Below are 11,860 nucleotides of genomic sequence, written 5' to 3'. Positions count from 1 at the left end.
CACCGGGGCTTTGGCGTCAAAATCTCGAAACACGCACCAGCAGGCGCGCCGGACGCCAGGGGGCATCGGGATACACATACTCCCGACCGGCAATCGCGCCGACGAGGCCGCGGCGGGGATGCCTGAGAAAGTGGAGACGTCCCTCCCGTCAGTCGAAGCAGTAGTCAAGCAGCTGATCCAGTGTTCTCGGATGGAGCGTATCGGCGACAACCGTCAGTATATCGCCGACATGTGCAGCGAATTTCTTCAGCGCCAGATGGTTTACACGATCGCTCGCGCCCATGTATTCGAGGACGAATTTTTCATCATCGTATAAATCCGCCCAGTATTTCGCGAGTCTTGCCCGATCCACTGGCGTGAATATCTTGGTGCCGGAATGCGTGAAGATCCGCACCTTTTCAAGAAAGACCGCATCCTCGGCCCTTGCTTGCAGCCAGATTTCGTACAGCTCGGTCATACAGGCACGAGACTTGAGGTAGCGATCGCTCAGGATCACGACGATCCGATCTCCACGCGCCAACCGTGCCATAAATTCGCTGATGCGGCCGTTCAGTTTGATATCGTCCTTGTCGCGGTGAACATGAATGCCCCGCTTTGTCGCCTCGGCGCAGAGCCCATCGACAACCTCCTCGAGATTTTCCGAGGGGTCCGTTTTGTCATTCCAGGCGTAGGAAACATAGTAGGTGGTGGGTTTGGCAGGGTCAGGGCCAGCGCTCATGCGAGAATCCTCATCGATTCGGCAGTCCTCCTTCGAGGGGGCACCAAGGCGTCGCGCTTCCTCTAGAACCGCAGCGACCGCCGCATCCATCGCTTTCCGCGTATCCCCCCCTTCAGCGACGATGCAGATCTCCCCCTTCCAGTCTCGACTGCAAGACTGCTCGATCAGCACCCGGCTGCGCCATTTGTCATCGAAATACACCGCGCCGTTGCGCCAATAGTGCGCATGGTCGCGCGCCTCTCGACCGACACGCGAAATCAGATTGCGCATCAGCAGCGGCGGCAAGCTGTCAAACCGCAAACAACGCGCATTGCCCCGGTCAAACGGGAACATATCCCGCGCACGGTCCTCCGCCGGGAGATAATCCGGGGCGACATATTTGGAGGTCCGATACGAGCCGACCTCAAAACAGATGCCAGCGGAAACCATGAATTCCAGAAAGAGTCGCTGATCGTCTTGCGAATATCCCGCTGATCCCCAAACCAAAGCATCCAGGAGATCGGAACTGAAGCGTCCCTCCTGTTGCGTTAAAATGGCCACGCATTTTTCCCGATTAAAGACGGTATAGACGGCTTCAAGTACCCAGGCTTGGTCGAGTATGATGTTGTTGTCGAAACATCCTTCGCGCCAGAACACTTCGCCCGCGTTGTTCAGAAAATTCAGGAACAATCGCGGATTGCTGATGCCGCCGGCTCGCGAACACTCCGCCTCGAAGTCGGCCAGTGACATCAGCCGATGCTCGCGCTCCGCCGCCGGGCGCCGTTCGTCCGCGGCACGCAGCGCGCGCAGATGCGCGATCACGGCCTTGCGCCCCTTGCCGATCAGCGGCGGATTGAAGCGCGCCACCGCCTGCGTCAGATTATCGAGCAGCGTCGGATGGCCGGTCTTGTTCTTCGCGCTGTAGCCCATCGACCGGCAAAGGCCCTGCCTGCCCTCCTGGCGCAGCGCCACCACAGCGGGGTGTTCGCCGTTGTCGGGCGTCACGTCGATCTGGTTCTGCACGACAATCAGCGGCGATTGAGGACTTGCATAGCGACGCACATAGTCGAGCCACCAGTCGAGTTTCTGGTTGCGGGAGATCATGCCGCTCGCCAGATCCTTGACCGTATCGTAATTGTCTGTCTCGGGTGTCCAGACCACCAGGAAAATGGCGCGCGACTTGAGAAACAGCGCGTGAGTGCCGTGATAGATGTCCTGACCGCCGAAGTCCCACAGGTTGAAAGCAAACTCGCTTCCGGGAATCGGCGCGGTGCTGAGGACCACTCCGTGGGTTGAATCTGCGTCAGGCTCGAAGGGGAGATCGCGGAGGCGGTTGCAAATCTGCGTCTTGCCAATGCGGCCGTTGCCCAAAACAGAGAGCTTGACATCGCCCAAGGTGTCCGGATCGTCGCCTAGGTCAGTCAGATGGGCGCGCAAGTCCTGCAGACAACTGTCGGAAGCCGTTTGCGACAGAATCTCGTCCGGAATGCCGGGGAAACGCGCCCCTGACGCGCGAACCTTCAGAAGACTATCGGACCAGATGAGAGCAGTTGGCAAGATATCGAGATGGCACTCACTCACCGACAGCGATCTCAACATCAGACAGGAACTGAGGCAAGAAACATCGCTGATCTGGGCCCGCGAGCAGTTAAGGCTGTGCAGCTCGTTCAGGCCGGCCAGCGGAGCCAGATCGCTGATCTGGGTCCCCGAGCAGTTGAGGCTCTGCAGCCCTTTCAGGCCGGCCAGCGGAGCCAGATCGCTGATCTGGGTTCGCGAGCAGTCGAGGCTCTGCAGCCCTTTCAGGCCGGCCAGCGGAGCCAGATCGCTGATCTGGGTCCCCGAGCAGTTGAGGCTCTGCAGCCCTTTCAGGCCAGCCAGCGGAGCCAGATCGCTGATCTGGGCCTCCGAGCAGTCGAGGCTGTGCAGCCCTTTCAGGTCAGCCAGCGGAGCCAGATCGCTGATCTGGGCCTCCGAACAGTCGAGGGTTTGCAGCTCGTTCAGGCCTGCCAGCGAAGCCAGATCGCCGATCTGGGTCCCCCAGCAGTTGAGGCTGTGCAGCCCTTTCAGGCCTGCCAGCGGAGCCAGATCGTTGATCTGGGTCCCCGAACAGTCGAGGGTTTGCAGCTCGTTCAGGTCGGCCAGCGGAGCCAGATCGCTGATCTCGGTCCACCAGCAGTCGAGGCTCTGCAGCTCGTTCAGGCCGGCCAGCGGAGCCAGATCGCTGATCGAGGTCGCCCGGCAGTAGAGGTTCCTCAGCTCTTTCAGGCCGTCCAGCGGAGCCAGATCGCTGATCTGGGTCCACGAGCAGTAGAGGCTCTGCAACTCGTTCAGGCCGGCCAGCGGAGCCAGATCGCTGATCTGTGTCCCCGAGCAGTCGAGGCTCTGCAGCTCATTCAGGTCTGCCAGCGGAGCCAGATCGCTGATCTGGGTTTGCGAGCAGTTGAGGTTCCTCAGCTCTTTCAGGCCGTCCAGCGGAGCCAGATCGCTGATCGTGGACCCCGAGATGTCGAGGCTCTGCAGCCCGGCTAGACTAGCGATACGCCCCCAACCGGCGAGCACACGCCGTCGTCTATCGTCGTAAACTACTCCATCAGGACCTTCAGCGTCACCGACACGAAGCTCTCGCAGATAAGTGCATCTGGCAAGGGACTCGGGGAGTTCCCTTAAGGCGAACAGGTCGGACAGGAAAAGCGTCGTCCGCGCAGGGTCCGACAGCACCAAAGCGATCCGCCGCTCTGCCTCATCCATCGCCGCCGCTGAATCAATGCGCCATTTTGGGTCGCCGTAAGTGATCCCGTCCACAGTTCCCATGCTTATCCCGTTCTTCGTGCGTCAACGAAGGAACGAACTGTCATGCACTTAGCGTCCATCGTTCATTCAGCACAATTAAAGGTGGCGGAACGCCGGAGCAAGCGACAGCTTTCGGCATACCCGAATGGACGTCCAAACGTCTGGAATGGGGCGCAAGGTGCCGTCTTGTTCATCCGGGAGCGGGACGCCTCACTTAGGCCGTAGGAGGTTGCCGTCCATCCCATCAAAATCTCTGTGGCGCAGTAAGGGGCGCTCCCGTTCACCCCCCAAACCCTTGAGCCAAACTCAACCGAACGCACAAACCATCGGTTTTGCCGCCGCCTGAAACGCCGCATTGTTCGGCCCCATGAACACATCCCCGACGACACGGCGCCGCCTCATCATCGACTGCGATCCCGGCCATGACGATTTCGCGGCCATCGCGCTGGCGGTGATGTCGGGCGCGTTCGATATCGAGGCGATCACCGCCGTTTGCGGCAATGCGCCGCTCGCGCGCACCTCGGCCAACGCGCTCGCCATTGCCGATGCGCTCGGCACCGCCATTCCCGTTCATGCCGGCGCCGTGGCGCCGCTGATCCATCGCTATGAGTTCCCCGCCGCCTTTCACGGCGTCACCGGGCTCGATTCCACCGGCGCCACGCTGCCGCCGCCGCGCCGCGCGCTGGCGCCCGGCCACGCGGCGCTGGAGATCCTCGCCCGCGTCAACGCCGCGCCCGGCGAGATCACGCTGGTCGTCCTCGGCCCGATGACCAACGTCGCCCTGGCGCTGGCGCTCGACCCCGAGATGGCCGGCAGGGTGAAGGAGCTGGTGTTCATGGGGGGCGGCCTCATCGGCGGCAACGTCACCCCGCGCGCCGAGTTCAACCTGTGGGCCGATCCGGAGGCCGCCGCCATCGTGCTCGCCTCCGGCATCAAGGCCACCATGTTCGGGCTCGACGTCACCAACCGCGCCTGGCTCGACAGGGACGACCTCGCCCGCATCCGCGCCGCCGTGCCCGGCGCCAACCCGGTGGCCGACATCATTCAGTTCTACACCGACCGCTCCGGCGACGTGGCGGCCGGCCGCGTGCCCGGCCCTGCCCTGCACGACACCTGCCCGCTGGCCTTCCTGATCGACCCCGCGCTGTTCGCCATCGAAAGCCTGCCGGTGACGGTGGCCACCACCGCCGGCCCGCACTATGGCGCCACCGATGCCGACCGCCGCCCCTGGGCGCCCGAGGGCGGCCCGCGCATCGGCGTGGCGCTCGACCTCGACCGCCCCGCCATCGCCAAGCGCGTCACCGATGCGCTGGTGGAGGCTGCCCGCCGCATCGCCGACAGACAATAAAAACAAGCAAAACCAAGAAACTGGACCGCTCGTTCCGCTATAAGAAAAAGACGTTGGATCGCTGGTACCGCTACAAAAAACAAAAGCGTTGGACCGCTAGTACCGCAAGATAAGAACCTTCCGAGGAGATGAACATGACGCGGCTGCCGTTATTGACCACTGCTCTGGCGATCGGGCTTACCGCCACCGCCCACGCCGAAACCACGCTGACCGTTCTGATGATCGAGGGCCTCGACAAGGGCTCGATGGAGGCGGTCGCCGCCGCCTACATGGCCAAGCATGCCGACGTGAAGGTGGAAATCCAGAGCCTGCCGTGGAACCAGTTCTTCCAGGTGTCGGAGATGCGGCTGAAGTCGGCCGACGCCGCCGTCGACCTGATCTACACCGACGCGCCGGTCGTCGCCTCCTACGCCGCCAACGGCTACATCCTGCCCTTCGACGCCACTGTCGCCGACGAGGCTAGGGACAAGCTGGTCGGCCCCTCGGTCGCCACCGGCACCTATGACGGCAAGCTCTACTCGCTGCCGATGAACTCGTCGGCGCAGGTGCTCTACTACAACGTCGACCTCCTGAAGGCCGCCGGCATCACCCCGCCGAACGGCCTCACCAAGGACAGCGCCACCAAGCCCGACGCCATCGTCAAGCTCGCCACCGACGACCGCTGGACCTTCGAGCAGGTGGCCGAGGCGGCCAAGGCCGTCTCCGGCAGCGAGGGCGGCAAGGCCAAGCCCTGGGGCTTCGCCTTCGAGCAGTTCGGCGAGCTCTACCAGCTGCAGCCGCTGGGCGGCTCGCTCGGCGGCGAGCTGATCTCGGCCGACGCCAAAACGGCCGACGGCTATCTCAACGGCGACGCCTGGACCAAGGCCGCCACCTGGTGGTCCGACCTCTTCAACAAGGACAACGTCAGCCCCCGCTCGCTCGGCTTCGGCGAGGCGGCGCAGATGTTCACCAACGGCCAGCTCGCCATGTTCGTCGGCGGCACCTGGAACGTGCCGGCCGTCGCCGGCTCGTCGATCAACTTCGGCATCGCCCCGCACCCGAAGTTCGCCGACGGCAAGGCGTCAACGCCCACCGGCAGCTGGTACCTGTCGGTCACCAAGGCCAGCCCCGACGCGGCCGCCGCCGCCGACTTCGCCAAGTTCGCCGCGCTGAGCGACGAGGGCACCGACGTCTGGTTCAAGACGCTCAACCAGCTGCCGGTCACCAACCGCCTGCTCGACGAGATCAACGCCGACCCGGCCTTCGACGCCTTCCCCGCCTCGGTCATGCGCCTGTCGGCCTGGGAGTCGCGCAACACCGCCGCGGCCCGCCCGGTCACCGTCGCCTTCAGCCAGCTGCAGGATGCCTTCCGCACCGCCTTCACCGACATTGCCAACGGCGTGCCGGTGGACGAAGCTCTCGGCACCGCCGTCGACGCCTACGATCAGGCCGCCGCGCGCCTGAACCGCAAGTAAGCCGCGAACAAAAGGCCGCGCCTTCGGGCGCGGTCGCTTTCGGGGAAGAGATGCAGTGAATCGCTCGCCCGTCACCCTCCTGGTCCTGACGCTCGCGCCGGCCTTGCTGGGGCTGGCGATCTTCCGCGCCTACCCCATCGGCCTCGCTTTCTACGAGAGCCTCTACACCACCGTCGCCGGCGAGCGCACCTTCGTCGGCCTCGGCAACTACGCCGACCTCCTCACCGACGCCGGCTTCTGGAAGTCGCTGCGCGTCACGCTCTGGTTCAACCTGATCATCAATCCGTTGCAGGTGGCGCTCGCCCTGGCGCTGGCCTTGATGTTCGTCCAGAAGCTGCCGGGCATGGCGGTGTTCCGCCTGTTGTTCCTCATCCCCATCGGCATTTCGCTGCCGGTCGCCGTCATCATCTGGCGCATCGTGCTGTTGCCGGAAGGCTTCCTCAACGGCGCCCTCGGCATCGTTGGCCTCGGCCCCTACCGCTTCCTGACCGGCCCCGATTTCGCGCTCTATTCCATCATCGGCATCGCCACCTGGAAGGGCATCAGCTACTGGATGATCTTCCTGGTCGGCGGCTTGCAGAACATCCCGCAGGAGATCAACGAGGCGGCGCGGCTCGAGGGCGCCTCGGCCTGGCAGCGCCTCTGGCTCGTCACACTGCCGCTGCTGCGCCCCACGCTGCTGTTCGTGCTGGTAGCCGACATCACCATCAACTTCCTGCTGTTCGCGCCGGTGTTCATGCTCACCGGCGGCGGCCCGCGCGGCTCCACCAACGTGTTGATGTACGAGGCCTACAAGTCCGGCTTCGTGTTCGGCGACATGGGCCGCGCCATGGCCATCGTCGTCTGTCTGGTGGCGATGCTGCTGGTCATCGTCGCCATCCAGTTCCGCCTGTTGTCGTCGGCGCCATCGAAGGAGGCCCGCTGATGTCGCCCGCCCTCCGCAAGGCCCTGATCTATCTCGCCATCGCCGTCACGGCCTTCATCTTCGTGGCTCCGCTCTGGTGGGCCATCCTGTCGTCCTTCCGGCCCAACGACGCCATCTTCCGCGATCTCTTCCCCTTCACCCCGCGCGCGCTGTTGCCCGAGCCCTTCACGCTCGACGCCTACGTGGCGATCTTTCAGCGCGGCTTCGGCTCGATCATCGCCAACACGCTCCTGGTCGCCGGGTTGACCACGGTGCTCGGCCTGATCGTCAACGCGCTGGCCGGCTATGCCTTCGCCCTGTTCGAGTTTCCCGGCAAATCCGCCGTGCTCGGCGTGGTGGTGGTCAGCTTCATGCTGCCGTTTGAGGCCATCGCCATGCCGCTCTACTCGGTGGTCAGCCAGCTCGGCTGGATCGACCACGTGGCCGCGCTGGTGGTGCCCTCGGTCGCCAATGGCCTCGCCGTTTTCCTGTTCTACCAGTTCTTCCAGCAGGTACCGAAGGACTACTACGAGGCGGCGCGCCTCGAAGGCGCCGGCTGGCTGCGCATCCTCTGGTCGGTCTACGTGCCGCTTTCGCTGCCCACCTGCATATCGGCCGGGCTGATGCTGTTCATCTTCCAGTGGGAAGCCTTCCTGTGGCCGCTCTTGGCCATGCCGGCCCAGCAGTTCAAGGTGATCCAGGTCGGCATGGCCGCCTTCCAGGACCAGTACACCACGGCGTGGAACCAGCTGTTCGGGGCGGCCGTCATCACGGCGCTGATCCCCATGCTGCTGCTCATTCCGCTGCAACGCTATTACGTCCAGGGCCTCGCCGGCTCCGGCATCAAGGGATGACGCCATGAGCGGTGTTCAGCTTAGCGGCCTGCGCAAGGCCTTCGGCCCAACCGAGATCATCTCCGGCGTCGACCTTGAGATCGTCGATGGCGAGCTCGTGGTCTTCGTCGGCCCGTCCGGCTGCGGCAAGTCGACGCTCTTGCGCCTCATCGCCGGCTTGGAGACCGTCAGCGCCGGCGAGGTCGTGATCGGCGGCCGCGACGTCACCCGCGTCGATCCGGCCAAACGCGGCGTCGCCATGGTGTTCCAGTCCTACGCGCTGTTCCCGCACATGACGGTGCGCGAGAACATGGGCTTCGGCATGCGCGTCAACCGCGTGCCCAAGGCGGAAGCCGCCGAGCGGCTCGAAAAGGCCGCCGCCCTCCTCCAGCTCACCGAACTGCTCGACCGCAAGCCGGCCCAGCTCTCGGGCGGCCAGCGGCAGCGCGTCGCCATCGGCCGGGCCATCGTCCGCGACCCCAAGGTGTTCCTGTTCGACGAGCCGCTTTCCAACCTCGACGCCGAGCTGCGCGTGCAGATGCGCGCTGAGCTGTCCGCCCTGCACGCCCGCCTCGGCGCCACCATGATCTACGTGACGCACGACCAGGTGGAGGCCATGACGCTGGCCGACCGCATCGTCGTGCTGCGCGCCGGCCGCGTCGAACAGGTGGGCGCCCCGCTTCAGCTCTACGACGACCCCGACAACCTGTTCGTCGCCGGCTTCCTAGGCTCCCCGCGCATGAACTTCCTCCCCGCCGAGGTGCAGCCGAACGGCCACCTCCGCCCGCTGGGAACCGAAGTCGACCTCCCCTCCCCCATCCCCGGCCTCCACCCCGGCCGCCGCGTGGTGATCGGCTGCCGCCCCGAAAACGTCGAGCTCGGCGAGGGGCCGCTGGAAGCCACGGTGAAAACGGCGGAGCAACTCGGCAACTCCACCTTCGTCCACCTCACGTCAGCCGGCACGACAATCGCCGCCGAACTCCACGACCGCTGGGGCGCGCAAGCCAACACCCCGCTCCGCCTGACGATGCCAACGGCCAAAACGCAACTCTTCGACGCCGAAACGAGCTTGAGGATCAGGGGATGAGGACGAGGGCGAGGGCAGCGGAAGCCTGAAGCGCAACCTACCCCATTGTTTCATATCACTTAACTGTCATCCCCGCGAAGGCGGGGACCTCAGGACGAGAAATCGTCGCGGCCCATATCGGACTCCATAAAACAGCGCGCCCGATATCACTGCCTCGCCCTTTCCGGCCTGAGGTCCTCTGCCTTCGCAGAGGAGGACAGCTTGATGTTGATGGGGGACAAAGCGGCAAGCGATGCGCTACCCGATTGTTTCATATACATAATTCTCCTGTCATCCTCGCGAAGGCGAGGACCTCAGGACGAGATGGCACTGCGGCCCATATCACGCTCAATGAAACATGGGCGCCCGATATCAACCTCGCGCCCCTTCCTGCCCGAGGTCCTCGCCTGCGCAAGGATGACAATTTATATATACGTTTCAATTGGATAAGCCGTTCACCAGCTCATCCAACGCATTACCATTCCCCAATGGAAGGCACCCGCTCCCTCACCCACGCAATACGCTTATCCCCCTGTTATATATCAATTTCCTGTCATCCTCGCGAAGGCGAGGACCTCGGGACGAGAAATCTCGACGGCCCATATCACGCTCCATGAAACAGGGTGCCCTCACCCCCGCGCCCCGTTCAGCTTGCCATCCAACTCCGCCGTCCGCGCTTTTCCAAGGCCGGCTTCGTCGGCGAAATGGGGCCAGCGGGCGATCGCCGCGCGCACCTCATCTACGATCCCCAGCGCCTCGCGCTCCGGGATCGAGGCGCCTTTCGCCACAGCCAGCAGATGCTCCCGGCCGGGATGGCGCCCCTCGCCGGCAATCGCCGCGCTGTGTTCGCCGGCCGGACCATCCGACGAGGTGAGGTCGTAGGCCGGTGCGAGGGTCCATCGGCCATCGGCGCCCATCAGGAAAGCGTGGTTCTTGGCATGGTCGTCGCGGTTGTGCGCCAGCACATTGAACGTCATGTGGCGGAACATCCGCGCCACGTCCCGGCTGTCGCGCGTCAGCACGGCGGTCAGCTTGTGCAGGGCGCCGTAGTCGAGCGCGGCCTCGCGATGGCTGGCGTTGAGAAGCCCGCTGGCCGTATGCATGTGCAGGCGGCCAGCCGGCGTTCGGTCGAAACGCTTCGTCGCGAACAGGCGATTGCCCCGCGCGGTCTCGATGACCGACGTTTCGGCCATCAAAAGCCCGGCGGCACGCGCCATCAGGGCATAGGCGTGTTCTTCCACGCCAATGTCCTCCCTGTCGCCGAGGGCGCGCCCCTTGACCAGCCAGGGCTCGAACCCACCGGGCAAGCCGAAGCCGTAGTCGAGACGGAAGGATTGCCTCCCCCTGTCGAGGCCGATCATGATCTTCGGTCTGGCGCCGGCCGAGCCGCCCTGCGCCGCCTGCAAGGCATCGATATCCGCGGTGTCCATCTCGCCCTGCACGCGGTCCACCTGCTCGACGAACCAGTCGAGGTCGTCCTGCCCGCGCTCCCCGCCCGGCAACTCCGGCACGAAGACCAGCGCGCCCATGCCGTTGCCGCCCACCGCCGACAGGCGATCGATCGGGCTCACGTCGCCGGGTTTCGCGCCAATGTTGGCGAGCCGCCGGTCGAGCAGCAACCGGCCCCAGCCATCGGGAACGCTGTCGTTGAACAGACCATGCAGCCCCTCGAACTCCCGTGGGACCGGGCCGGCGGCGGTGAGTCCAGCCCTGACCGGCAGACGGAAGGGCGAAATCGGCAGCGGCGCGGCGACGAAGCCGGGGGCATACTCGAAATAGGCCTGCCGCTCCTCCGCGCTCCACGCCAGCGTTCCAAGGTCGCGCCGCGTGCCCTCAAGGTCGAGCAGAACTTGCATTTTCCGGACGGGGACGAACTTCATTTTCGGCCCGCCCTCCGCCTCGCCGGACGGCCCACGACGTCGTCCAGCGTCTTCACCGGGCGTGGCGGAAACAGCGCCTCGAACTCCGCCTCGGCCTCCAGCGCGAAGGCGATCTTCACGACCGCCTCGAACGACGCCTTGCCCGTTTCCTCGAACAACCGCAGCGACCCGTAGGACACACCGGACCGCGACGCCAGCTCGCGCTGCGTTAGATCGAGGTCGAGGCGGCGGCGCTTCATCCGCGCCGCGACGCCCGTGAGGATATCCGAGGGAGAGGTGAGGCTAAGTGCGAACATGCTAGCGATTATAGCGGAATGTCGGATCGATTGCCACCATAATGGCATTTAGGGAAACCCACTGCCTGTTCGCGGAGCAGGGAGACCGATATCAACCTCGCACCCCTTCCTGCCCGAGGTCCTGCGCCTAAAGCGCAGGATGACAGATTTATATGTACGTTTCAGTGGGATAAGCCGCGCACAAGCCCATCAACCGCATTGCCTGCCATGATGGAAGGCACCCGCTCCCCTCACCCACGCAATACGCTTATCCCTTTGTTTCATATCAATTTCCTGTCATCCTCGCGAAGGCGAGGACCTCAGGACGAGATGGCACTGCGGCCCATATCACGCTCCCCAAACCAACGGCGCCCGATATCAACCTCGCGCCCCTTCCTGCCCGAGGTCCTCTGCCTTCGCAGAGGAGGACAGCTTGATGTTGATGGGGGACAAAGCGACAAGCGATGCGCTACCCGATTGTTCCATATATACCCGGCCTACATCAAAACCCGGAAATTTCTCGGATCGATGATATGGAAGTCATCGGATATAAAGTCTCTCAACTTGAGCCATTGGCTTGGTAAAGTTTTCCGGAAGAACACGTTCACCGCAT

At 64.2% G+C, this 11,860-nt stretch carries 8 protein-coding genes; 5 read left to right on the top strand and 3 right to left on the bottom strand.

Annotation, left to right across the window (positions count from 1 at the left end; all coding sequences use genetic code 11):
• Positions 1 to 148: 148 nt before the first annotated feature.
• Entirely contained in the window at positions 149 to 3,508 is a 3,360-nt protein-coding gene (locus QQZ18_RS06995; RefSeq protein WP_284539446.1) for a leucine-rich repeat domain-containing protein, read from the bottom strand.
• A gap of 346 nt (positions 3,509 to 3,854) precedes the next feature.
• On the opposite strand from QQZ18_RS06995, the gene QQZ18_RS06990 reads away from it, so the two are divergent.
• The 5 genes from QQZ18_RS06990 to QQZ18_RS06970 all read left to right on the top strand — a co-directional run bounded on the left by QQZ18_RS06990 (position 3,855) and on the right by QQZ18_RS06970 (position 9,113).
• Positions 3,855 to 4,835: a nucleoside hydrolase gene (locus tag QQZ18_RS06990; protein ID WP_284539444.1), complete on the top strand. Its 981-nt coding sequence runs from the start codon at positions 3,855 to 3,857 to the stop codon at positions 4,833 to 4,835.
• Between the two features lie 134 nt (positions 4,836 to 4,969).
• Positions 4,970 to 6,289 (top strand): ABC transporter substrate-binding protein, encoded by a 1,320-nt coding sequence (locus QQZ18_RS06985; RefSeq protein WP_284539442.1) that lies wholly within the window; start codon positions 4,970 to 4,972, stop codon positions 6,287 to 6,289.
• 55 nt (positions 6,290 to 6,344) lie between these two features.
• Complete coding sequence (locus tag QQZ18_RS06980; RefSeq protein WP_284539440.1) at positions 6,345 to 7,214, top strand: carbohydrate ABC transporter permease; 870 nt, start codon at positions 6,345 to 6,347, stop codon at positions 7,212 to 7,214.
• Positions 7,214 to 8,047, top strand: a complete 834-nt coding sequence (locus tag QQZ18_RS06975) for a carbohydrate ABC transporter permease (RefSeq protein WP_284539437.1) — start codon at positions 7,214 to 7,216, stop codon at positions 8,045 to 8,047. Before QQZ18_RS06980 ends, QQZ18_RS06975 begins: the two co-directional genes overlap by 1 nt.
• A 4-nt stretch (positions 8,048 to 8,051) precedes the next feature.
• Complete coding sequence (locus tag QQZ18_RS06970) at positions 8,052 to 9,113, top strand: ABC transporter ATP-binding protein (protein WP_284539435.1); 1,062 nt, start codon at positions 8,052 to 8,054, stop codon at positions 9,111 to 9,113.
• A 608-nt stretch (positions 9,114 to 9,721) separates the two neighbouring features.
• On the opposite strand, the gene QQZ18_RS06965 is transcribed toward QQZ18_RS06970, so the two are convergent.
• Positions 9,722 to 10,972 (bottom strand): type II toxin-antitoxin system HipA family toxin, encoded by a 1,251-nt coding sequence (locus QQZ18_RS06965; protein ID WP_284539433.1) that lies wholly within the window; start codon positions 10,970 to 10,972, stop codon positions 9,722 to 9,724.
• Entirely contained in the window at positions 10,969 to 11,268 is a 300-nt protein-coding gene (locus QQZ18_RS06960) for a helix-turn-helix domain-containing protein (RefSeq protein ID WP_284539431.1), read from the bottom strand. Before QQZ18_RS06960 ends, QQZ18_RS06965 begins: the two co-directional genes overlap by 4 nt.
• Positions 11,269 to 11,860 lie beyond the last annotated feature (592 nt).

Origin of the sequence: Pleomorphomonas sp. T1.2MG-36, assembly GCF_950100655.1 — a bacterium.
GTDB lineage: Bacteria > Pseudomonadota > Alphaproteobacteria > Rhizobiales > Pleomorphomonadaceae > Pleomorphomonas.
The sequence above is the reverse complement of the archived record's forward strand: the minus strand, read 5'-3'. Positions and strand labels throughout refer to the sequence as shown.